Origin of the sequence: Sphingomonas sp. IC4-52, assembly GCF_020707225.1 — a bacterium.
In the GTDB taxonomy this organism is placed as follows: domain Bacteria; phylum Pseudomonadota; class Alphaproteobacteria; order Sphingomonadales; family Sphingomonadaceae; genus Sphingomonas.
The window spans coordinates 38,805-62,319 of sequence record NZ_JAJFEU010000008.1 but is presented as its reverse complement, the minus strand read 5'-3'; the positions used below and the strand labels follow the sequence as shown (position 1 = coordinate 62,319).

General features: G+C 66.8%; 20 protein-coding genes. 15 read left to right on the top strand and 5 right to left on the bottom strand.

Annotated elements, in window-relative coordinates; all coding sequences use genetic code 11:
* The first annotated feature begins 4 nt into the window (after positions 1-4).
* The 4 genes from LK535_RS15980 to LK535_RS15965 are packed head-to-tail and all read left to right on the top strand — an operon-like array spanning position 5 to position 2,369.
* The gene (locus LK535_RS15980) at positions 5-784 is read left to right on the top strand and encodes a VOC family protein (protein WP_227772923.1); all 780 of its coding nucleotides are present in this window, start codon (positions 5-7) and stop codon (positions 782-784) included.
* A 20-nt stretch (positions 785-804) separates the two neighbouring features.
* On the top strand, positions 805-1,308 hold the full coding sequence (locus tag LK535_RS15975) for a VOC family protein (RefSeq protein ID WP_415837160.1): 504 nt from the start codon (positions 805-807) through the stop codon (positions 1,306-1,308).
* Positions 1,301-1,915, top strand: a complete 615-nt coding sequence (locus LK535_RS15970; protein WP_227772921.1) for a dihydrofolate reductase family protein — start codon at positions 1,301-1,303, stop codon at positions 1,913-1,915. Before LK535_RS15975 ends, LK535_RS15970 begins: the two co-directional genes overlap by 8 nt.
* A 10-nt stretch (positions 1,916-1,925) precedes the next feature.
* Positions 1,926-2,369, top strand: a complete 444-nt coding sequence (locus tag LK535_RS15965; protein ID WP_227772920.1) for an SRPBCC family protein — start codon at positions 1,926-1,928, stop codon at positions 2,367-2,369.
* An 84-nt stretch (positions 2,370-2,453) separates the two neighbouring features.
* Here LK535_RS15965 and LK535_RS15960 read toward each other — a convergent pair whose 3' ends face one another.
* Positions 2,454-2,753 carry a hypothetical protein gene (locus LK535_RS15960; protein WP_227772961.1) on the bottom strand — a complete coding sequence of 100 codons (300 nt, stop codon included), beginning with the start codon at positions 2,751-2,753 and terminating at the stop codon, positions 2,454-2,456.
* A complete protein-coding gene (locus tag LK535_RS15955) occupies positions 2,753-5,608 on the bottom strand; it encodes a M16 family metallopeptidase (protein ID WP_227772919.1) in 2,856 nt (951 codons plus the stop codon). The genes LK535_RS15960 and LK535_RS15955 overlap by 1 nt, the downstream gene beginning before the upstream one ends.
* A 114-nt stretch (positions 5,609-5,722) precedes the next feature.
* Between LK535_RS15955 and LK535_RS15950 the strand changes: the two genes are divergently transcribed.
* From LK535_RS15950 to LK535_RS15930, 5 genes are all read left to right on the top strand, one after another.
* Complete coding sequence (locus LK535_RS15950; RefSeq protein ID WP_227772918.1) at positions 5,723-6,199, top strand: MarR family winged helix-turn-helix transcriptional regulator; 477 nt, start codon at positions 5,723-5,725, stop codon at positions 6,197-6,199.
* Positions 6,200-6,204: 5 nt separating this feature from the next.
* Positions 6,205-7,626 (top strand): efflux transporter outer membrane subunit, encoded by a 1,422-nt coding sequence (locus LK535_RS15945; protein WP_227772917.1) that lies wholly within the window; start codon positions 6,205-6,207, stop codon positions 7,624-7,626.
* Complete coding sequence (locus LK535_RS15940; protein ID WP_227772916.1) at positions 7,623-8,777, top strand: efflux RND transporter periplasmic adaptor subunit; 1,155 nt, start codon at positions 7,623-7,625, stop codon at positions 8,775-8,777. Before LK535_RS15945 ends, LK535_RS15940 begins: the two co-directional genes overlap by 4 nt.
* Positions 8,778-8,842: 65 nt before the next feature.
* Complete coding sequence (locus tag LK535_RS15935) at positions 8,843-10,420, top strand: DHA2 family efflux MFS transporter permease subunit (RefSeq protein ID WP_227772915.1); 1,578 nt, start codon at positions 8,843-8,845, stop codon at positions 10,418-10,420.
* Positions 10,421-10,481: 61 nt separating this feature from the next.
* The gene (locus LK535_RS15930) at positions 10,482-11,612 is read left to right on the top strand and encodes an acyl-CoA dehydrogenase family protein (RefSeq protein ID WP_227772914.1); all 1,131 of its coding nucleotides are present in this window, start codon (positions 10,482-10,484) and stop codon (positions 11,610-11,612) included.
* 39 nt (positions 11,613-11,651) lie between these two features.
* Here LK535_RS15930 and hslU read toward each other — a convergent pair whose 3' ends face one another.
* The gene (hslU, locus tag LK535_RS15925) at positions 11,652-12,947 is read right to left on the bottom strand and encodes an ATP-dependent protease ATPase subunit HslU (RefSeq protein ID WP_227772913.1); all 1,296 of its coding nucleotides are present in this window, start codon (positions 12,945-12,947) and stop codon (positions 11,652-11,654) included.
* Between the two features lie 53 nt (positions 12,948-13,000).
* On the bottom strand, positions 13,001-15,595 hold the full coding sequence (gene mutS / locus LK535_RS15920; protein WP_227772960.1) for a DNA mismatch repair protein MutS: 2,595 nt from the start codon (positions 15,593-15,595) through the stop codon (positions 13,001-13,003).
* A gap of 204 nt (positions 15,596-15,799) precedes the next feature.
* Between mutS and LK535_RS15915 the strand changes: the two genes are divergently transcribed.
* The 6 genes from LK535_RS15915 to LK535_RS15890 all read left to right on the top strand — a co-directional run bounded on the left by LK535_RS15915 (position 15,800) and on the right by LK535_RS15890 (position 22,128).
* Positions 15,800-16,294, top strand: coding sequence for a methylated-DNA--[protein]-cysteine S-methyltransferase (locus LK535_RS15915; RefSeq protein WP_227772912.1), 495 nt, complete (start codon positions 15,800-15,802; stop codon positions 16,292-16,294).
* 73 nt (positions 16,295-16,367) lie between these two features.
* Entirely contained in the window at positions 16,368-18,632 is a 2,265-nt protein-coding gene (locus tag LK535_RS15910) for an NADP-dependent malic enzyme (RefSeq protein WP_227772911.1), read from the top strand.
* Between the two features lie 175 nt (positions 18,633-18,807).
* The gene (locus LK535_RS15905; protein WP_227772910.1) at positions 18,808-19,143 is read left to right on the top strand and encodes a hypothetical protein; all 336 of its coding nucleotides are present in this window, start codon (positions 18,808-18,810) and stop codon (positions 19,141-19,143) included.
* Between the two features lie 86 nt (positions 19,144-19,229).
* Complete coding sequence (locus LK535_RS15900; protein WP_227772909.1) at positions 19,230-19,652, top strand: glycine zipper 2TM domain-containing protein; 423 nt, start codon at positions 19,230-19,232, stop codon at positions 19,650-19,652.
* Positions 19,653-19,834: 182 nt separating this feature from the next.
* Positions 19,835-21,295 (top strand): flavin-containing monooxygenase, encoded by a 1,461-nt coding sequence (locus LK535_RS15895; protein WP_227772908.1) that lies wholly within the window; start codon positions 19,835-19,837, stop codon positions 21,293-21,295.
* Between the two features lie 137 nt (positions 21,296-21,432).
* Positions 21,433-22,128, top strand: coding sequence for a hypothetical protein (locus LK535_RS15890; RefSeq protein WP_227772907.1), 696 nt, complete (start codon positions 21,433-21,435; stop codon positions 22,126-22,128).
* Here LK535_RS15890 and murA read toward each other — a convergent pair.
* Positions 22,115-23,398 (bottom strand): UDP-N-acetylglucosamine 1-carboxyvinyltransferase, encoded by a 1,284-nt coding sequence (murA, locus tag LK535_RS15885; RefSeq protein ID WP_227772906.1) that lies wholly within the window; start codon positions 23,396-23,398, stop codon positions 22,115-22,117. The two genes, LK535_RS15890 and murA, sit on opposite strands and share 14 nt — an antisense overlap.
* Positions 23,399-23,515: the final 117 nt, after the last annotated feature.

The window sequence follows — 23,515 nt, the reverse complement described above, 5'->3', positions numbered from 1 at the left end:
GACGATGCGCAACACGCACGGTACGCCGATCTGGTACGAGTTGCTGTCTACCGATCCCGATGCCTCCAAGGCGTTTTACGATGCCGTGATCGGCTGGACAGTCGCGCCCGCGCCGAACAGCGGCATGGATTATCGGATGATCGAAACCGCGTCCGGCGACAATGTTGGCGGGCTGATGCGCCTTTCGCCCGACATGGTGGAGGGCGGCGCCAAGCCTGCGTGGCTGTTCTATATCGGCGTGGACGATGTCGACGCCACCGTCGCCAACATCACCTCGGAGGGTGGCAGAGTCCACCTCCCCGCCGTCGACATGCCGGGCGTCGGGCGCATGGCGATGGTGGCCGATCCCCAGGGCAATCCCTTCTACGTGATGCGCGGCGCCAGTGACCAACCAAGCCATTCGTGGGAGCGGACCGGCATGGGCAAATGCAACTGGCACGAGCTTTCGACCATTGATCAAGCGGCCGGCAATGCTTTCTATGCCGCCGTGTTCGGCTGGACCTACCCGGACAGGATGACGATGCCCGGCGATATGGGCGACTACGTCTTTGTCGCCGTAAATGGGGAGGTCATGGGCGCAACGGCACGGCTGCACGGGCAACCGCCTGGCTGGCTGTTCTACTTCCGCGCACCGGATATCGACGCGGCCGCAGCCCGGGTGAAAGCTGGCGGTGGCACGGTCCTCGCCGGACCGATGGACGTGCCCGGCGGCGACCGGGTGCTCGTCGCCCGTGATCCACACGGAGCAGCCTTCGGCGTCGCCGCGCCGGGAGCGCCCGCCTGATACCAACGTGTGGGAGAGACATGATGATCAATGACAAGCTCGTCACCTGCGTCTGGTTCGATCGAGAACAGGCACGCGAGGCAGCGGCCTTTTACGCCGGCTTGTTCCCCGACAGCCACGTCGGCGCCGTGCAGCAATCCCCCGCCGACAATCCGTCAATGGCCGCTGGCGGCGAGTTGATGGTTGAGTTCACCGTGCTCGGCCGCCCCTTCCTTGGCCTCAACGGCGGCCCGAACTTCACCCCTAACGAAGCGGTCAGCTTCATCGTGCTGACTGATAATCAGGAGGAAACCGATCGCTACTGGGACGCGATCGTCGACAACGGCGGCGCGGAGAGCGCGTGTGGCTGGTGCAAGGATCGCTGGGGCTTCTCCTGGCAAATCACACCGCGCGCGCTGATGGAGGCGATGGCCGATCCCGACCGGGCGGCCGCCAAGCGCGCAATGGAAGCGATGATGACCATGCAGAAAATCGACATCGCCGCGATTGAACGCGCCCGTGCCGGGGAGAAGGCCGATGCGTAGGATCATTGGCGGTCTGTTCATGACGGTCGACGGCGTGATGCAGGCACCAGGCGCGCCCGACGAGGACCGCAGCGGCGGCTTCGCTTACGGGGGATGGGCTGCGGGTTATTCGGACGAGCAGACCGGTGCCTTCATTGCCGAGCAAATCCAGGGCGCGGAATATGATCTGCTGCTCGGCCGCCGCACATACGACATTTTCGCCGATTACTGGCCTCGCCACCTCGCAAGTCCCATCGGCGAGCGGTTCGACCGCATCACCAAATATGTCGTCACCTCCGATCCCGACACATTGGGCTGGCGCGGATCGCAGCCGCTGGTCGGCAACCCCGCCGAAACGGTCGCAGCTTTGCGCAGCGGCGATGGCCCGGACCTGCTGATCCAGGGAAGTAGCCAGCTTTACCCGCCACTGTTCAGCGCAGGACTTGTCGACCGCATTTTCCTGACGGTCATGCCCATCATCCTTGGCGCGGGCAAACGCGTGCTGACCGGCGATGCCGCGGCTGCGACTGGCATGCGATTGGTTGATCACCGGGTCAGCCAAACCGGCGTGGTGATGAGCGTCTATGAGCGCGATGGGCCGGTACGCACTGGCGACTTCACGACATGAAGGCACTGCAATGCACGAACTGAAGATAGAACGGCTGATCGACGCTCCGGTCGCCACCGTGTGGAAGGCGTGGACCGAGCATTACGGCACCTGGTTCGTGCCGCGCCCCTGGACCGTTGAGGTGATCGAACAGGATCTGCGCCCCGGCGGCCGCAGCGCCATGATCATGCGCGGACCCGATGGCGAGGAGCAGCCCTCCGAGGGCGTGTATCTGGAAGTCGTGCCCAAGCGACTGATCGTCAGCACTGACGCCTTTCTGCCGGGCTGGGTACCGTCGGGACCGTTCATGGTCCGTATTGACGAGTTCGCCGACGCGGATGGCAAGACGCGCTACACCGCCATTGCGCGTCACTGGACGCAAGAGGCGCGCGATCAGCACGCAGCAATGGGCTTCGAAGCCGGGTGGAACGCAGCCACCGATCAATTGGAAGAGGTGGTTGCCCGGATCAGGTGATCCGGCGCGGCCCGCTCATCACGGCAACGGCACGCGGTTTGAGGCCTCGCCCCGGCAGCCCGCCGGGGCGAGGCGCACGCAATATCAGGCGGTGCGTGTGCCGGTCAGCGGGAAGCTGCCAAACGCGCCGGCGCCGACGGTGCCCGTCACGGTGTCGCCATCGATGGTGACGTTCATGTCCAGCGTCATTGGCATCGGCACGGTCATCTGCTGCTTCCAGGTCAGCGTGTTGCCGTTTACTTCGCCCGACACGTCCGCCGATCCCATGGCGCCCGAATTGGTGCCGGTGAAGCTATTGCCGTCGCTCTTTACGGTCAGCGTCGACTTCTGGTCGCCCAGCGGGGATTTAACCGTGACGTCGTAGGTACCGTCAACTCCAGCCATCATTCGCTCTCCTCGGGTGCGCCCGTCACGGACGCGGCAGGCATCACCTCAACCGGCAGTCCCAGCGTGTCAAGCTGAGGCCGGACCGCCTTGGCGTCGCCGATCACCACCCAGATGAAGCGATTCGGATCGATGACGCTACGGATAGCGCCGTTCAGTTGGTCCTTCGTCATCGCGCGATAGCGCTGGGTGATGGTGGCGTAATAATCATCCGGCCGGCGGTAGAGGTCGTTGGCCTGCATGGCGCCAAGCACAGCGCCCGACGTCTCAAAGTCACCGGCCAGCGAACGAGTCGCGCCAGTGATCGTGCGCTGGAATTCCGTATCGGTCATCGGGCGGCTGCCCACGAATGCGCCGATCTCCGTCTTCATGGCGGCGATGGAAGCACCCGTCTTGTCGGCCTGAACAGGCGCACGAAGCTGATAGGGGGCCGCCTCCGCGTGGCGGGCGAACCCGCCATAAGCCCCATAGGACCAGTGCTTGGTTTCGCGCAGGTCCATGTTGATGCGGCCTAGGAAGTCACCGCCCAGCGCGTCATTTGCGGTGATCACCGGCAGCAGATCGTCAGTGCCACGCAGACCGGTGCGAAGCACACCGGAAATGCGCGACTGCGGCGAGTTCGGGCGATCCACGAGCACGATCCGCGGCACCGGCATGCTCCGGTCTTCGCGGAACACCTTGGTGCCCGGCGCCCCCTGTCCCTTCCATCCGGCCAAGGCCCGGTCCAGCCCGGCCTTCACTTCGGCCAGCGGACGATCGGAAACCACGAACACCTTCGCCTTCTCCGGTCGCAGCCATGCGCGATGAAAGGCAACGAGATCCGCACGCGTCAACGCCGCGACCGCCTTAGCATCCCCGCTGCCCTGGTTCTTCGCATAAGGGTGCGCCGGGCCATAAAGGATCGGCGGCACGATCCGCTGCTCGATCCCCTCGGGATCGGTCTGCTCCTGCGCGATCTGGGTCAGCATCTGCGCGCGCACCCGCGGCAACTCGCCCTCCGGGAAGGAAGGCGCGCGCAGCAGATCGGCCCAGATGTCCAGCGCAGGGCCGAGATTAGCGCTGGGTGCGCGGAAGCTGACGGTCGTGCGATCAGCAGACGAGCCAGTGAAGATGTCGAGGCCAAGCCGCTCCTTCGCTTCGGCGAGCTGGATCGAGTTAAGCCGCGCCGTGCCCTCGTCGATCATGGCGAGAGTCATGCTCTGCGTGCCGAGCTTGTCGGCTACGTCGGCTGCCGCACCGGCATCGAAACTGGCCACCATCTGTGTGATCGGCACCGTGGCGCGCTGTGCATAGACAAGCTCGACGCCATTCGTGAGCCGTGCGCGCTCCACCTTCGGAAAGGCGAGCGCCCCAACCTCGCCGACGGCCGGCATCGGCTCGCGCGTGCCTTTGGCCGGCGTCTCGGGCGCCTTGGTCTGCTCGGCCGGCGGCGGCACCTTCGCTTCCTCGTACGCGTCGCGCTCACCCGGCACGACCGTCAGGCTGTAGTTCGGGCGCGACAGCCATTGCTGCGCGGCCGCCTTCACGCTTGCCGGCGTTTGCGCCGCAAGCCCGGCAAGCTGCTTTTTGTAAAAGCCGGGATCGTTCGAGTAGAGCGCACCCTCAGCCAGCGCGACCGCCTTGCCGCCGAAGCCGCCGACGGCCTCCAGGCCGCCGATCCGACGCGAAATGGTGGTGGTCAGCGTCCGCTGTACTTCGTCCGCTGTTGGCCCGTTGCGGATGAACTCGGCAACTAATTCATCCAGGCGGCGCGAAACGATGGCAGGGTCCACGTCCGGGCGCACCAGGGCCTGAATGGTGAAGGTGCCGACCTGCGCGAAGTCCGAATAGCTCGCGCTCACCTGAACGGCGGTCTTGTCACCCTTCACAAGCGCATTGTCGAAGCGCGAACTGGCGAGCCCACCTAAGACGGACGCCGCCACCTCCAGCGCCGGCGCGGCGGGATCATTGAGGCCCGGGACCGGCCAGCTCTTCACCACCAGCGGAGCGGCCACCCGGTCCTTCATCACCTCGCTTCGCGCTTGTGCCAGCACCGGCACTGTCGCCTGCGGCGCAACGCTCTTCGGGCCCGGCTTGATCGCGCCGAAATACTTCTCGGTCAGCCGCCGCGCCATGGGCACGTCAATGTCACCGGCCAGCACCAGCACGGCGTTGTTCGGCCCGTAATGGTCGCGGAACCAGTCCTTCACGTCCTGAAGGCTGGCGCGATCGAGGTCCGCCATCGAGCCGATCGTGCTGTGCCCATAAGGGTGGCCATCGGGGAACACCCCCTCGATCAGCTTATAGCTGACCAGCCCGTACGGTTGGTTGTCGCCTTCCCGCTTCTCGTTCTGAACCACGCCGCGCTGTTCATCCAGCACCGCCTGGGAAATGGCGCCGGTGAGCCAGCCCATGCGGTCGCTTTCGAGATACAGCGCCTGTTCCAGCGCCGCGGTGGGCACGGTTTCGAAGTAATTGGTGCGGTCGAAATAGGTGGTGCCGTTCAGGTCCGTGGCGCCCACCTGTTTCAGCGGTTCGAAAAAGTCGCCCGGCGCATTCTCGCTGCCGTTGAACATCAGATGCTCGAACAGATGAGCGAAGCCGGTTTTGCCCTCCGGTTCATGCTTGGAGCCGACGTCATACCAGACGGACACTGCCACCACCGGCGCCTTGCGATCCGTGTGGACGACGACACGCAGGCCGTTCTTCAGCGTGAACTGCTCGAAGGGAATGTCGATCGCCTTGACCAGGTCGGAAACCGGCGCAGGCTTGGCAACGGGAGCGGCAGTGGATGCGGAGGGGGCAGATTGGGCCAGGGCGGACGGGACAAGAGCAACGGCCGCGACGCTTGCAGCCAGTGAGATCGACAGACGCAAATCGGGGTCTCCTCAAGGACATGGCAGCCTAGTCGCCGGCCGCAGCGCTGGGAAGCCGGCAACATTTCGTCACAATGCATTGACTGCCTCGGCAACCATTGCCTAAGCAACGATATGACGTTCACCGACTCGACCTTCTATCCGGATACGTCACCCGGCTATCTCGTTCGGCTGATCCACCAGATGAACGTCGCAGCGATTGATCGCACCCTTGCGGACGATGACCTGACTGCCACGCAATGGACCACCCTGGTGTCGCTGCATTTCGGCCATGCCGACACGTGCATCGGCCTCGCCCGCAAGCTCGGCCATGACAAGGGCGCGATGACCCGGCTGATTGACCAGATGGAGGCCAAGGGCTGGCTCTCGCGACAGCGCGATGACGAGGACCGCCGCGTGATCCGCCTCACGCTGACGGAGGCCGGCACGCAAAAGGCGATCGCCGCAAAGCGCAAGGTGATCGCCTGCTGGAACGGCATGCTCGCGGGCTGGAGCGATGCCGAGGTCGCCGACCTGATCGCCACCCTGCAGCGGCTGCGCCGCACGATGGAGGAAAAGATGGCGGAGGAGAGCGACCCGTGCGCTGCATAGAGCTGATGCCTCGTCATTTCCTGGCACGCGGCGTCGGCACCACCGCGCTCGTCGCGCTGCTCGCCGCCTGCACCCCGCCGGACACCGCGCCGCAACTGAGCCGGCGCGCGCCGGCCGACCTTGGCCTCACCGGCGCGCCGATGCCGTCGATCGATCCTAGCTGGTGGACGGCGTTTGGTGATCCGCAACTCGATGGCATCGTCGCCGACGCGCTGGCCGGCAGCCCCGATCTCGACGCCGCGCTCGCCCGCGTCCGCCAGGCGCAGGCCGTGCTTGGTCGCCGCGAGGCCGAAACTGGGCCGGATATCTCCGCAGACGCCAATGCACAGGCCGCGCGCCTTTCCGGCCGCTACACCATTCCGCCGCCCTATGGCGGCAGCGTGCGCTTCCTCGGCACCGCACAGGCGAACCTGTCGTGGAACCTCGACCTGTTCGGCCGCCAGCGCGCCGCGATCGAAGGCGCCCGTGCCTCGCTCGCCGCCGCCAGCTACGATGTCGACGCCGCGCGGCTGATGCTCGCCGGCTCGATCGTCTCCACCTATGCCGAGATCGCCCGCGCCGAGCGCGTCGCCGGCATCGCCCGCCAGACCATCGCGACGCGCGAGCGCGCCGTCCGCCTCGTCAACACGCGCGTGCAGAACCGCCTCGCCAGCGAGCTCGACGTGCAGGCGGCGACCACCCTGCTCGCCCAGGCCCGCGTCGCGCTGACCCGGGCGGAAGCCGCGCGCGTCATCGCGGTCGACGCGCTTGCCGCGCTCGTCGGCCGCGGATCGGATTATGCCGCGGGCATCGGCGTGACGCGGCTGGCCCCGCCGACCAGCCTTGCCCTCCCCACCAGCATCCCGGCGGATCTCCTTGCCCGCCGCGCGGACATCGCCGCCGCCGCTGCGCGGGTCGACGCTGCCGCCGCTGGCCGCCAGGTGGCGCGCCGCGCTTTTTACCCGAACGTGAACCTCATTGCGCTCGCCGGGCTCCAGGCGGTCGGCATCGGCAACCTCTTCAATGCCGATGCGGGGACGGCGGGTGCCGGCGGCGCCTTCCATCTTCCGATCTTCGATTCCGGCCGGCTGAAGGCGGATCTCGCCGGCGCCACCGCGCAGGTCGATCTCGCCATCGCCGATTACAACCGCACCGTGGTTGGCGCCGTGCGCGAGGCCGCCGACGCGCTCGCCGCGATCCGCGCCAACGCCGCCGAGGCGAACGCCCAGGCCGAAGTCGTCCGCGGCTTCACCGAGACCAACCGGCTGAACGCCGTGCGGATCAACGCCGGGCTCGAATCGCGCCTGACCGGCATCGACACCGACATTCGCCTTCTCGACGCGCAGCTTGCCTCCGCCACCCTCGCCGTCGACGCGCTCGCCGCCCGTGCCCGGCTTGCGCAGGCGTTGGGCGGCGGCTTCGATCCCTCCCGGAACCCTGCATCATGAGCGATACCGCCGTTCCTGCCCCCCCGCCCGCCGGCCGCCCGGCGCTTCGCCGCCGGCTGCTGCTGGGGCTGGCGATCGTCGTCATCGCCGCGCTCGCCATCTGGGCGGTGTTCCACTTCCTGCTCGCCCCGCCGGCGGAGGAAACCGATGACGCCTATGTCGCCGGCGACGTGGTGGCGATCACCGCCCGTGATCCGGGCACGATCATCGCCATCCATGCCGACAACACGCAGGCGGTGAAGGCCGGCCAGCCGCTGATCGATCTCGATCCGCTGACCGCCGACGTGAACCTCGCTGCCGCGGAGGCAGAGCTTGCCCGCGCGGTGCGCGGCACCCGCGCCGATTTCTCCCGCGTCAGCGAAGCGAACGCCGCCGTCGTCCAGGCCGAGGCGCAGCTCGCCGCCGCGCAGGGCGATTACGCCCGCCGCCGCGGCGCCGCCGACGAAGGCGCCGTCTCGGGCGAGGAACTGAGCCACGCCGCGGATCAGGTGAAGGTCGCGCGCGCCGCGCTGAACCTCGCGCGCAGCCGCCGCACCCAGGCGCAGAGCACCGTTGCCGGCACGGCAGTGGGCACCAACCCCGCCGTGCTCGCCGCGATCGCCGCCTATCGCCGCGCCGCCATTGTGCGCAGCCACATGCATATCGTCGCCCCGATCGACGGCGTCGTTGCACAGCGCAATGCGCAGGTCGGCCAGCAGATCGCCGCCGGCACCCCGCTGATGGCAGTGGTGCCGCTCAATCGCCTGTGGGTGGACGCGAACTTCCGCGAAACGCAGCTCAAGGACCTGCGCATCGGCCAGCCCGCGACCGTCGTGGCGGACGCTTATGGGGACGATGTGGTCTATCACGGCCGGGTCGTCGGTCTGGCGGCGGGCAGCGGCAATGCCTTCGCGCTTCTTCCGCCGCAGAACGCCAGCGGCAACTGGATCAAGATCGTGCAGCGCGTGCCGGTGCGGATCATGCTGGATCCCAAGGATCTGAAGGCGAACCCGCTGCGCGTCGGCCTGTCGGTATTCGCCACGGTGGACACCGCGAACACCAGCGGCCCGCGCCTCGCCGCGCCCGCCGCCCAGCCCTATCGCGGCAATGTCGCGGAGGCCGATCCCGCCGTCGAGGCGAAGATCGCCCAAATCATCGCGGCGAACCGCTGATCCCATGGCGCGCGCGCACCCTGCCGCCCCTTCACTGATCGCCGCCCCGGTGATGGCACGCGTGCATGGCTAGCGCGGCCGCGCCCGCCGGCGCCCGCCCGGGCAGCCCGCCTGCGCAGCCGGTGCCGCTCTCCGGCGCGCGCCTCGGGCTCGTCGCCTTCGCATTGGCACTCGGCACGTTCATGATGGTGCTCGATACCACCATCGCCAACGTCTCCCTGCCCACCATTGCGGGCAACCTCGGCGTCAGTGCCGACAATTCGACCTGGATCGTCACGGCGTTCGCGGTCGCCAACGGTATTTCCGTGCCGTTGACCGGCTGGCTGATGCGCCGCTTCGGCGTGGTGCGCACCTTCTGCACCTCGCTCGCGCTGTTCACGGTCGCCTCCTTCCTGTGCGGCATCGCGTGGAGCCTGCCATCGCTCATCATCTTCCGCGTGCTGCAGGGCGCCGTGTCGGGCCCGATGATGCCGGGCAGCCAGGCGCTGCTGATCTCGGTCTTCCCGCCCGAAAAACGCGCCACCGCGCTCGGCATCTGGTCGATGACCACGTTGGTCGCGCCGATCATGGGGCCGATCCTCGGCGGCTACATCTCCGATAATTACCATTGGAGCTGGATCTTCCTGATCAACGTGCCCTTCGGCATCTTCACCATCGCGATCTGCTGGACGAACCTGAAGGATCGGGAGACGCCGACCGCCAAGGTGCCGATCGACACGATCGGCCTTGCACTGCTGGTGCTGTGGGTCGGCTGCCTTCAGGTGATGCTCGATCTCGGTAAGAACGCGGACTGGTTCAACGATCCGACGATCGTGGTGCTGACGGTGATCGCCGGCATCGGCTTCGTCGCGTGGCTGATCTGGGAGCTGACGGACGCGCATCCGATCGTCGATCTGTCGCTGTTCACCAACCGCAATTTCGCGATCGGCAGCCTCGCCTTCTGCCTTGGCTATGCGGTGTTCTTCGCCAACATCCTGCTGCTGCCGCTCTGGCTGCAGACCCAGCTTGGCTACACCGCCACCTGGGCCGGGCTGGTCGCCGCGCCCAGCGGGATCGTCGCGGTGCTGCTGACGCCATTGAGCGCGCGCCTGTCGGGCAAGATCGACGCACGGATCCTCGCCAGCATCTCGTTCGTCGCGTTTGCGATCAGCTACTGGATGCGTTCGGGCTACACCACTTATGCGGGCTTCTGGGATTTCGTGATGCCGCTGCTGGTGCAGGGCGTCGCCATGTCCACCTTCTTCCTCGCAATGCTGACGATCTCGCTCGATCGCATCCCGCCGGAACGGATACCCTCGGCGACCGGCCTCTCCAACTTCACCCGCATCGTTGCCGGCGCCTTCGCCGCGTCGATGATCACCACCGCCTGGGACCGGCGCGAGGCGCTGCACCAAGGTCGCCTGTCGGAAGCGATCGGCAATGGTGTGCCCTATCAGATGGCGAGCGAGGGACTGATGAACCTCGGCATGACCGCCACCCAGGCGGCGGCGGTGATCACGCGGCAGATGGTCGGCCAGGCGTATCTTCTCGCCTCCACCGATCTCTTCCGCCTCTCCGCTTGGCTCAGCGCCGGGCTGCTGATCATCGTCTGGTTCTGCCGTCGCCCGTCCGCCAACGGCGCAGGCCCCGTCGCCGCCGACTGAGCCTTGCGTCCTCCCCCGCGCCAATTCATAGCGCGTTCCAAGAATAGAACGGGAGAGGGCCATGGATCTTTCGCTCAGCGACGAGCAGGCGATGCTCCGCGACACGCTGACGCGCTATCTGGCGCAGCATTTCGCCTTCGATCCGCACCGCCCGCGTGACGGCAAGGCGCTATGGCGCGCACTTGGCCAGGATCTCGGCGTGCTCGGCGCGACGCTCCCGGCGGAGGCCGGCGGCCTTGGCGGCGGCGCGGTGGAGGCGATGGTCGTCGCCGACGCGCTGGGCGAGGCGCTTGCTCCCATCCCCTATATCGACGGCGTGGTGATCGCCGGCAGCCTGCTTCAGGCGGCGGGCGGTGAGCGCGCCGCTGCCCTCCTGCCGCAGATCGCTGATGGCAGCACGCGCGCCGTGCTCGCCGCCGGGGAAGCCGACAGCCGACAGGCGCTCGAAGCCGTGACAACGAAGGCGGAGAAGAGCGGCAACGGCTGGGTGCTGACAGGCGAGAAGATCGTCGTCGCCGGCGCGCCGGACGCCGACTGGCTGCTCGTCACTGCCCGCACCTCGGGCGCCCCGCGCGACGTGCGCGGCGTCTCGCTGTTCCTCGTGCCAACGGACGCGGCCGGCGTGTCGCGCCACGATTATCGCCTGATCGACGGGCTTCCCGCGGCCGACATCACGCTCGCCGGCGTGTCGCTGCCGGCCGACGCGCTGCTGGGCGAAGAGGGCGCCGCGCTCCCGCTGCTGGAACGCGCGCGGGACGCCGGCATTGCCGCGCTCTGCGCCGAGGCAGCCGGCCTCGCCCGCAAGATGCTGGGTGACGCGGTCGCCTATACCAAGGAGCGCAAGCAGTTCGGCCAGCCGCTCGCCAGCTTCCAGGCGCTGCAGCACCGCATGGTCGACATGTTCATCGCTGCCGAACAGGCGACCTCGGCTGCCTATCTCGCTGCGCTGAACGTGGATGCGGCGGCGGACGTGCGCGCCCGCGCGATCGCCGCTGCCAAGGCTACCGTCGCCGATGCCATCCGCTTCATCGGCCAGAATGCGGTCCAGCTGCACGGCGCGATGGGGATGACCGACGAGCTCGCCGTCGGCCATTATTTCCGCCGCGCTACGGCAATCGAGCAGCAGTTCGGCGCCGCCGACCACCATCTGAAGCGCTACGCCGCGCTGATGCGCGCCGAGCTGGCGATCTGAGAAGGCCCCCTCCGCACGACGCGGAAGGGACCTCTCGCGTTACAGCACGAAGCGGCTGAGGTCGGTGTTGCGCGCGACGCCGGCGAGGTGCTGCTCGACATAAGCCGCATCCACCGTCACCGAGCTGCCCGCGCGATCCTCGGCGTCGAAGCTCACTTCCTCAAGCAGCTTCTCCATCACCGTCTGCAGCCGGCGGGCGCCGATATTCTCGATCTCGCCATTCACTTCGGCCGCGATCCGCGCGACGGCGCGAATGCCGTCCTCGGTGAAGTCGACGGTGACGCCTTCGGTACCGATCAGCGCCTTGTACTGCGCCGGCAATGACGCCTTCGTGTCGGACAGGATGGCGACGAAATCATCCTCGGTCAGGCCCTTCAGCTCGACGCGGATCGGCAGGCGGCCCTGAAGCTCCGGCAACAGGTCGCTCGGCTTCGCGACATGGAACGCGCCGGACGCGATGAACAGGATATGGTCCGTCTTCATCGGGCCGTACTTCGTCGACACCGTGGTGCCCTCGATCAGCGGCAGCAGGTCGCGCTGCACGCCTTCGCGGCTCACCGAACCGCCGCGCACGTCGCTCACCGCAATCTTGTCGATCTCGTCAAGGAAGACGATCCCGTTCGCCTCGGCATCGGCCAGCGCGACGCGGCTCACCTCGTCCTGGTCGAGCCGCTTGTCGGCCTCTTCCTCGACCAGCTTTTCCCACGCCGCCGGCACCAGCAGCTTGCGCCGCTTGGTCTGCCCGCCGCCCAGCTTGCCGAACATTTCGCCGAGGTTGATCATGCCCATCTGGCCGCCGCCCGGCATTTCGAACGGCATCTGCGGCGCGACCTGAAGCTCAAGCTCGATCTCGGTCTGGTCGAGGTGGCCGTCGCGGAAGCGCTGGCGGAAGCTTTCGCGGGTCGCGGCGCTTGAATCCTTGCCGACCAGCGCATCGAGCAGCCGGTCCATCGCCGCTTCCTCGGCCTTGTCCTTCACCGCGTTACGACGGCGTTCCTTTTCCAGCCGCACCGCTTCCTCGACCAGGTCGCGCGCGATCTGCTCCACATCGCGGCCGACGTAGCCTACCTCGGTGAACTTGGTCGCTTCCACCTTGACGAACGGTGCGTCGGCCAGCTTCGCGAGGCGGCGGCTGATCTCGGTCTTGCCGCAGCCGGTGGGGCCGATCATCAGGATGTTCTTGGGCGTCACCTCGTCGCGCAGATCGGGGCTAAGCTTCTGTCGGCGCCAGCGGTTGCGCAGCGCCACCGCGACCGCGCGCTTCGCGTCCTTCTGTCCGATGATATGTGCGTCGAGGGCGGCGACGATCGCCTTGGGGGTAAGTGTGTCCTTCATCGCGCCCGCATATCGGGGCGCGGCGGCAGGGGATCAAGCGGCGGCGCGTGCCTTCACGCCTCCCGCACGATCCCCTTCAGCCGATAGAGCTGGTCCAGCGCCTCGCGCGGGGAGAGCGCATCGACATCCAGCTCCTCCACCGCGGCGCGCAGCGGGTCCACCGTCTCCTCCGGCACGGGCACTGCCGCCGCGGCGAACAGCGGCAGGTCGTCCAGCCCCGCCGCCAGCCCGCCGGTCTTGGCGCGCCCCGCCTCCAGCTTCGCCAGCACCGCCTTCGCCCGCGCCACCGTTGCCGGCGGCATGCCGGCGAGCCGCGCGACGGCAAGACCATAGCTGCGATCCGCCGGCCCATCAGCCAGTTCGTGCAGCAGAACCAGTTCGCCCTTCCATTCGCGCGCCCGCACATGGTGCAGCGACAGCGCGTCGCATCGCTCCGCCAGCCGCGTCAGCTCGTGATAGTGCGTTGCGAACAGGCAGCGGCAGCGATTGTCCTCGTGAATCGCCTCCACCACCGCCCAGGCGATGGCGAGCCCGTCATAGGTCGACGTGCCGCGCCCCACCTCGTCGAGGATGACGAAGCTCTGCGGCGTCGCCTGCGCCAGGATCGCCGCGGTCTCGACCATCTCGACCATGAAGGTCGATCGTCCGCGCGCCAGATTGTCCGACGCCCCGACGCGGCTGAACAGCCGGTCGACCAGCCCCAGCGTCGCACTGGTGGCCGGCACATAGCTTCCCGCCTGCGCCAGCACCGCGATCAGCGCATTCTGCCGCAGGAACGTCGACTTGCCGCCCATGTTCGGGCCGGTGACGAGCCACAGCCGCGAGCTTTCGGACAGCGTGCAATCATTGGCGACGAACCGCTCGCCCGCCTTGGCAACCGCCGCCTCCACCACCGGATGCCGACCGCCGATGATCTCGAAGCATGGATGCTCCACAAGGCTCGGCCGCGCCCAGCCGCCCTCCGCGGCGCGCTCCGCCAGCCCGGCCGCCACGTCCAGCCGCGCCAGCGCATCCGCCGTCGCCGCGATCGGCTCGGCGCGGGCGAGCGCCGCAGCGATCAGGTCCTCGAGGTGCGCCGCCTCCGCCGCCACCGCATGCGCGCCCGCCTGCGTCACCCGGCTCGCCACCTCGTGCAGCTCGGGCGCGTTGAAGCGCACCGCGCCCGCCATCGTCTGGCGGTGCGTGAAGCCGCTGTCGGGCTTCATCAGCGCCTCGGCATTCTTCGCCGGCACCTCGACATGATAGCCAAGCACATTGTTGTGCCGGATCTTGAGCGCATTGATCCCGGTCTCGGTGCGATAGCGCGCCTCCAGCGCCGCAATCGCCTTGCGCCCGCCTGATCCTGCATCGCGCAGATCGTCGAGCGCGGCGTCATAGCCCTCCGCGATGAAGCCGCCGTTCGCCGCGTCGATCGGCGGCATCGGTACCAGCGCGCGCTTGAGGAGGTCGATCAGCTCACCATGCCCGCGCAACCGCGGTGTCAGCTGCGCCAGCAGGTCGCCGCCCGCGCCATCGACCAGTTGCGCCTCGATCGACTGCAGCGTCTCCGCCAGCAGCCATGCGCCGTCGAGCCCAACGCGCAGCTGCCCCAGGTCGCGCGGGCTGCCACGCCCCGCGACAAGCCGCCCGATCGCGCGGCCGATATCGGGCAGCGCGCGCAACCGCTCGCGCAGCCGGGCGCGCAGGTCGCCGTCGTCGTGGAACAGCGTCACCAGCGCCAGCCGCGCCTCGATCGCAGTCCTGTCCATCAACGGCGCGCCGATATCCGCCGCCAGCAGTCGCGCCCCGGCTCCGGTCACCGTACGGTCCACCGCATCGAGCAAACTGCCCTTGCGCGTGCCGCTGGCGGTGCAGGTCAGCTCCAGGCTCTCGCGCGTCGCCGCATCGATCGCCATCGTCTCGGCGCTGCGGCGGATCACCGGCGCGCGCAGGAACGGCAGCGTGCCCTTTCCATTATGGTCGAGGTACGCGATCAGCCCGCCCGCCGCGGCCAGCATCGCGCGATCGAACTGCCCGAAGCCGTCGAGCGTCGCGACGCCGTGGAGGCGCTTCAGCCGCTCCTCCCCGCGTGCACTGTCGAACTCGCCGCGCGGACGCCACACCGTTGCCGGCGCATCGCTCCCCTCGGCCGCCACCACTTCCGCCGCCGCCAGCCGCGCAAGCTCCGCGCCCAATGCCTGCGGCGAACAGGCGATCACCTCGAACCGGCCGGTCGATACGTCCGCCGCCGCGATCCCGACGCCGCCCGCCGCCTCGCCCACCGCGACGCACCAGTTCGCGGCGCGCGCATCCAGCAGCGCCTCCTCGGTCAGCGTCCCTGCGGTGACGAAGCGGATGATCGCGCGGTTGACCAGCGCCTTCGATCCGCGTGCCTTGCGCGCCTCCTCCGGGCTTTCGGTCTGCTCCGCGATCGCGACGCGATGCCCGGCCTTGATCAGCCGCTGGAGATACGCCGTCGCTGAATGCACCGGCACGCCGCACATCGGGATCTTGGCGCCCGCATGTTCGCCGCGCGCCGTCAGCGCGATATCAAGCACGCCGCTCGCGATCCGCGCATCCTCGAAGAACAATTCGAAGAAGTCGCCCATGCGATAGAACAGCAGGCAATCGCCCGCTTCTTCCTTCAGCGCCAGATATTGCGCCATCATCGGCGTCGGAGCGGTGGGTTCGGCCATGATTTTCCGGGTGTCGAAACGGATGAGGTGCGGATGCGGGTAGGCGGACGCAGCGCCGCCCGGCGATCACCCCCGTCTAGCCAGACATGCCGCCGCTGACGAGTGGCGCTTTGGCCGCAAGCACCGGGACGCGCGCTCGTTCGGCCGCTATTAAGGGCCAGCCGAAGGAGCCGCGCCATGACCTTTGCGACCGCCACCATCCCCTCGCCGACCGGCGATCTGACGCTGATCGCCAGCGACACCGGTCTCGCCGCGATCCTGTGGGATGACGATGCAGCGATGCAGGCGCGCTATGCTCCGCGGCGCGCGGATCCGAGCCACCCCGTGATCGCCGCCACCGTTCGCCAGCTGGACGAATATTTCGCGGGCAGGCGCACCACCTTCGATCTGCCGCTCGATCCGGTCGGCACGCAGTTCCAGCGCGACGTGTGGCGCGCGCTCCTCACCATTCCTTATGGCGAGACGCGCAGCTATGCCGACATTGCTCGCGCGATCGGCCGCCCCACCGCCACTCGGGCGGTCGGCGCGGCGAACGGGCGTAACCCAATTCCCATCGTCACGCCGTGTCACCGCGTGATCGGCAGCAACGGCACGCTCACCGGCTTCGGCGGCGGGCTACCGAACAAGCAATTGCTGCTCGCGCTCGAACGCGGGGAAGCCGCGCTGCTTTGATCCCATTCCTGCGGTTTTCATCCTTCCGCCTTCGCCCTAAGGGTTCGGCTCGAAACCTTCGGCCGGGGGCGCAATGACCGACAAGACCAGCAACACCATCCAGTTCTCGGAGCGCGAGGCGCTGCTGTTCCATTCCGAGGGACGCCCCGGCAAGATCGAGATCATCGCGTCCAAGCCGATGGCGACGCAGCGCGACTTGTCGCTCGCTTATTCGCCGGGCGTCGCCGTGCCGGTGCAGGCGATCGCCGACGATCCCGCCACCGCCTACGACTATACCGCCAAGGGCAACCTGGTCGCCGTCATCTCCAACGGCACCGCAATCCTGGGCATGGGCAATCTCGGCGCGCTCGCGTCGAAGCCGGTGATGGAAGGCAAGGCGGTGCTGTTCAAGCGCTTCGCCGACGTGGATTCGATCGACCTTGAGGTGAAGACGGAGGACGTCGACGCTTTCATCAACTGCGTGGAGCTGCTCGAGCCGTCGTTCGGCGGCATCAACCTTGAGGATATCAAGGCGCCCGAATGCTTCATTATCGAGCAGACGCTGCGCGAGCGGATGAACATTCCGGTCTTCCATGATGACCAGCACGGTACCGCGATCATCACCGCCGCCGGCCTCATCAACGCCTGCCTGCTGACCAAGCGCTCGCTGCGCGACGTGAAGATCGTCGTGAACGGCGCGGGCGCCGCCGCGATCGCCTGCACCGAGCTGATGAAGGCGATGGGCGTGCAGCACGATAATGTCATCATGTGCGACCGCACCGGCGTCATCTATCAGGGCCGCGAGGACGTGAACCAGTGGCAGTCGGCGCATGCCGCAGTCACCGATCGCCGCACGCTGACCGAGGCGCTGCACGGCGCCGACGTGTTCCTGGGTCTCTCCGCCGCCGGTGCGCTGAAGCCGGAGATGGTGAAGGACATGGCGCCAGCACCGATCATCTTCGCGATGGCTAATCCGGAGCCCGAGATCCGCCCGGAGGTCGCCAAGGCGGCTCGCCCTGACGCGATCATCGCCACCGGCCGATCGGATTATCCCAACCAGGTCAACAACGTCCTCGGCTTCCCCTTCATCTTCCGTGGCGCGCTCGACGTGCGTGCCTCGGCAATCAACGATGCCATGAAGATCGCCGCCGCGCAGGCGATCGCTGAACTGGCACGCGAGCGTGTGCCGGAGGAAGTCGCCGCGGCTTATGGCGTGCAGCACGTCTTCGGCCCGGATTACATCATCCCCGCGCCGTTCGACCCGCGCCTGATGGAGATCGTCCCCGCCGCCGTTGCCAAGGCGGCGATGGATTCGGGCGTCGCGACCCGCCCGATCCTCGACATGGAGGGATATCGCCAGAGCCTGCGCGCGCGGCTCAACCCGACCACCTCGGTGCTCAGCCTCGCCTATGAAGGCGCGCGCGCACATCCCAAGCGCGTCCTGTTCGCCGAGGGCGAGGAAGAAGTCGTACTGCGCGCCGCCATCGCCTTCAAGGAAGGCGGCTATGGCACGCCGGTGCTGGTCGGCCGCGACGATGTGCCCGATCGTCTGCGCGCCCTCGGAATCCAGAATCCCGAAGAATATGAACTGCACAACAGCCGCATCTCGCCGCTGGTGCCGCAGATGGTGGACTTCCTCTACAAGCGGCTCCAGCGTCGCGGATACCTGCGCCGCGATTGCGAGCGGATGATCAACCAGGATCGCAACGTGTTCGGCGCGGTCCTGCTGCAACTCGGTCACGCCGACGCGATGATCACCGGCATCACGCGCACCTGGGCGCAGTCGATGCGCGAGATCCGCCGCGTCATCGATCCGGAGGCGGGTCGCACCCCGTTCGGCATCCACGTCATGGTTGGCCAGAGCCACACCGTCTTCATCGCCGATACGACGATGAACGAGCGGCCCGATGCCGAGCAGATGGCCGACATCGCCGAACAGACCGCCGCCGTTGCCCGGCGCATGGGCCACGAACCGCGGGTCGCTTTCCTCAGCTATTCAACCTTCGGCAATCCCAAGGGTACGTTCCTGGAGCGTATCCGCGAGGCGGTAACCGTGCTCGACAAGCGCAATGTCGGCTTCGAATATGAGGGCGAAATGACGCCCGACGTCGCGCTCAATCCCAAGCAGATGGCGAATTATCCATTCGCCCGCCTGTCCGGCCCGGCCAACGTGCTGATCATGCCGGGCCTGCAATCGGCGCATATCTCTGCCAAGCTGCTCCGCGAGCTGGGCGGCGACAGCGTGATTGGCCCGATGTTGATCGGCATGGAAAAGCCGGTGCAGATCGCGCCCATGACGTCGACCGCCGGAGACCTGATGACGCTGGCCGTGCTCGCCGCGGGCGGTATCGCACGCTGATCGAGCGCCTTGCACCCGCGGTGTTCGCCATCGCGGATGTACGGCAACCTGAACGATGCTGAACGCCTTGCGACGTGCCGTTACACTTTGGCGGTGAACATGGCACAGCTTCGCGACAAGCCGGCCCTACTTCTGTTTTCGTCGTCAGCAAGCGACGGAAAAGAGGAGTAAGATCATGAAGAGCGCGTTCCGGCATCTCGCCCTTGTCCTGGCCGGCATGGGTGTCGCGACCGCCGCCGTTCCTGCCTCCGCCCAGGCGTGGCAGTCGATCAACCAGCGTCAGCGGACCATTGACGCCCGCATCGATCAGGGCGTGCGCACCGGCGCACTGACCCGCGCGGAAGCGGGCAGGCTGCGGATCGAGTTTCGCGATCTCGTGAAACTGGAAAACCGCTATCGCCGCAGCGGCAACGGTCTTTCGATGGCAGAGCGCCGCGACCTCAACGCTCGCTATGATCGGCTGAGCACCCGGGTTCGCATCCAGAAGCACGATCGCCAGTATCGCCGCTGATCCAGCGCCCGCATCGCTTCGCTCCGTCGCAACCTTTCGCCGTGCCCAGCCATTGGGTTTGTCTACAAGGTACGAAGGAGGAAGCGATGCGGAAAGTTGCGTTGGCCGCAATCGGTGCGGCAACCATGGTGAGCGGCTGCATGGGAACCGGCTATGGCTCGGGTTATGGTGGCGGAGGCTTCGGCGGCGGAAGCTATTCCGCCTATGACTATAACCGGCCCGACCCGGCGTACGGCGGCTATGAAGCGGACCGTTATTATCGCGAGGGGCGGCAGTATCGCGAGCGCCGGCTCAGTGAGAACGACCGTGTCTATGCTGGTCGCGACGGCCGCTATTACTGCCGCCGCGACGATGGCACGACCGGCCTGATCGTCGGCGGCATCGCTGGCGGCGTGCTCGGTACGGCACTGCGTCCGGGTGGCTCCGGCCTGCTGGGCGCGCTGATCGGCGGTGCCGGTGGCGCCGCGCTCGGACAGTCGATCGACAAGAACAACGTGCGCTGCCGCTAAGCTCAATCGGCTACACGCGCTCGTCGCGGCACTTTCTGCCGCGACGAGGACGCGCCTCATGGTGCAGGCCATACATCCTCGGCCCAACTAACTAACGCGAGCGACTTAAAACCTCTTCCCTCTCCGCGCTCAACGGGGCATCGTCATTGGCGAGCGGCCCGAGACCGCAAGTGGAGAGAAGGATGAGCAAGCGAATCGCGGTGGTCGGTGCGGGGATGGGCGGGCTGTGCGCCGCCATCAAGTCACGCGAAGCCGGCCATGACGTCACCATTTTCGAACATGCCGATTCCGTCGGCGGCACGTGGCGCGCAAACCGCTATCCTGGTGTCGCCTGTGACGTGCCGGCAATCCTGTACCAGTTCAGCTTCGCGCCCAACCCGAACTGGAGCCATCACTACGCGCGCGGCGCGGAAATCCACGATTATACCAAGAGCCTTGTTGATCAGTTCGGCCTTGCCGACGTGCTGCGCCTGAATGAGGGCGTCACGCAGGCGAAGTGGGATTCTGGCTCCGGCACCTGGACGATCACGACCGAAAAGGGGGCAACCGAGACGTTCGACGCCATCGTTCCGGCGCTTGGCCAGCTGAGCCGGCCATGCCTGCCGGAGATTGCCGGCGCGCATGATTTCGCCGGGCCGAAATGGCACGCCGCTGAATGGGACGACAGCGTCGACCTCACCGGAAAGCGTGTCGGCGTGATCGGCTCGGCGGCCAGCGCGGTCCAGCTCATCCCGGAAGTGGCCAAGGCAGCCGGCCACCTGACGGTGTTTCAGCGCACGCCCAACTGGGTGATCCCGCGCAACGACCATCATGTCACGCCGGAAACCAAGGCGCTGATGGCTACCAACCTCGAAATGGCGATGAAGCTCGGCGCGTCGCAGCGCGCGATGATATTCGACAACGCCGACAGCTTCTTCTGGCAGGCGTTTAAGTGGACGCCGGAGGGCCGCGCTGCCTTTACCCGCACCGCGCTTGACCATCTCGAGGAGCAGGTGCCCGATCCAGAGCTTCGGGCGAAGCTGACGCCGGACTATCCGATCGGCTGCAAGCGCATCCTCATCACCGATGATTTCTATCCCGCGCTGATGCGCGATAACGTGACGCTGGAAACGGCGGGGATCGAGCGCATCGAGGCAAACGGCGTCCGTACTCGGGACGGCTTCCACGAACTCGACGTGCTGATCTTCGCGACCGGCTTCGAGACCACTCAGTGGGACTGGTCGATGAACGTCATCGGCGAGGAAGGCCGCACGCTCAAGGAAACGTGGAAGGAAGGGCCGGAGGCCTATCTCGGCATCATGGTCTCGGGCTTCCCGAACATGTTCATGCTGTACGGCCCGAATACCAACCTGGGGCACAATTCGATCAGCTTCATGATCGAACAGCAAGTCGGTTATATGCTGCAGACGCTGTCCGCGCTTGAAGCGGAAAAGGCGAAGGCCGCCAATGTCACCCCCGATGGGCAGCGGCGCTTCAATGATCGGATCACGCAATTGCTGTCCAACACTGTCTGGGCCGATCCACATTGCCGCAGCTGGTACAAGGCAGCCAATGGCCGCGTGTATCAGAACTGGGCCAGCGACTGTGCCACCTACGCTGAATATACGGCATCGGTGGATCGGGAAGCCGTGGCGCTGCAGTAACGCGACGTCCTCCCTTTACGGGCAATGACGTATTTCATCATGTGACACTTTTGTGTCAGCTTTCTCCCAATGATGTCGGGGAACATCATTGGGGGAGAACTTCATTGTCTACGGCGAGAAATGCACTTGCTTTGCGCTTGTTGCTACTGCTGGTCGGCATCGACCTGGCGCTGCTGGCGCTGTTTCTGAGATGGGCCTATGTTCACCATCACGGCATCGAAAACAGCGTCTTCTTTGGCGCTTGGCGGTTTTCTACCGTTGACGGCTCCTTTATCGAAATCTGGGGGTATTTGAAACAGGCCGCCCTCTGCGTCGCGGCCGCCACGGTCTATGCGCAGACGCGCGAGCGCTTCTATGCTGCTTTTGCTCTGTTGTTTGCATGCGTGCTGGCGGACGACATGCTTCGTCTGCACGAATGGCTCGGAGGCAAGCTGTCGCATCCCGATCTCCTCGGCGAATGGGGCATCATCCCGGCCGCAGCGCTGATCAGCGGATTACCCTTGCTGATTGCTCTTTTCACTCTGGTCAGAATGCCGACTGAAGAACGCAAGCCGGCAATCGCGCTGATGCTCGGCTTTGGATTGCTCGCCTTCTTCGCCGTGCCCGTTGATCTGCTCCACGAGCTTGTGCTCGGTCAGGAGGCTTCGGGACAAACGCTGGTAACATTGGTTGAGGACGGCGGCGAACTGGTCAGCATGACCGCAATCTTCGCCCTGTGGTTCTTGGCAGCCGACACGCCGATGCTGCGGCGAGTCGACCTATTCTCCCGGTTTTCGCAGCCGGATCGACCTGCCGCAGGGTCGCTGGCTAAGACGCCGTTCACCCGTCGCTGACGCGCTCGATATCCGCACCAACGGCCGAAAGCTTCTCCTCCAGTCGTTCGTACCCGCGGTCGAGGTGATAGACGCGCGACACCGCCGTTTCGCCATCCGCCGCCAAACCGGCCAGGATCAGGCTCATCGACGCGCGCAGGTCGGTCGCCATCACGGGCGCACCCACCAGCCGCTCCACGCCGCGCACCACGGCCGTGCGGCCGCTGACGGTGATGTCCGCCCCCATGCGTGCGAGCTCGGGCACGTGCATGTAGCGGTTCTCGAAGATCGTCTCGGTCAGCACGCTGGCGCCGTCCGCCTTGCACAGCATGGCCATGAACTGTGCCTGCATGTCGGTGGCAAACCCCGGGAACGGCGCCGTGGTCAGCGTCAGCGGCTGCAGCGGCCCCTGCGCCGTCACGCATACCGCGTTCTTCTTCAGCTCCACCAGGACGCCCGCATCGGCGAGAGCCGAGAGGGTGGCGCCCATGCTTTCCGCGTCGATCCCTGTCAGCTCCAGGCTGCCGCCGGTGATTGCCGCGGCGCAGGCATAGCTGCCCGCCTCGATCCGGTCTGGCATCACGGCATAAGTGGCGCCATGCAGGCGAGCGACGCCTTCAATCTCCAGCGTTTCGGTGCCAATGCCATCGATCTGTGCGCCCATCGCCACAAGGCAGCGGCACAGGTCGACGATCTCGGGCTCACGCGCCGCATTCTCGATCCGCGACGATCCCTTGGCGGTAACCGCCGCCATCACGACATTTTCGGTGGCGCCCACCGATACGACCGGGAAGCGATAGCGTCCGCCGGCCAGCCGCCCGCCCGGCGCCCGCGCGGTGACATAGCCAGCGCTCATCTCCAGCTCCGCCCCGATCGCTTCCAGCGCCTTCAGGTGCAGATCGATCGGGCGATTGCCGATCGCGCACCCGCCAGGGAGCGACACCCGCGCCTCGCCAGCACGCGCCAGGATCGGCCCGAGCACCAGGATGGAGGCGCGCATCTTTCGCACGATGTCATAGGGGGCTTCGGTGGAGGTGAGCTGACCCGTGCGGATCGTCATCACCCGGCCGAATTCCTCCGGCCGAGTGCCTTCGATCGCCGTCGACGCGCCAAGCTGGTTCAGCAAATGGCCAAAGCCATCCACGTCCGCCAGCCGCGGCAGGTTGCGCAGCGTCAGCGGCTCGTCGGTCAGCAACGCGCAAGGCATCAGGGTCAGCGCAGCGTTCTTGGCGCCGGAGATCGGCAGCTTACCCGACAGCCGGTTGCCACCACGAATAAGGATACGGTCCATTCCCGCGCATCTATCGAACCGCCGTGGCGTCGCCAAGCGACTGAGGCGTAACGATGTTGATCGACTTTAATGCGCCCCGGTCCCACCGGCGACTAGCGGTAGCCGCTTGATCCGAGG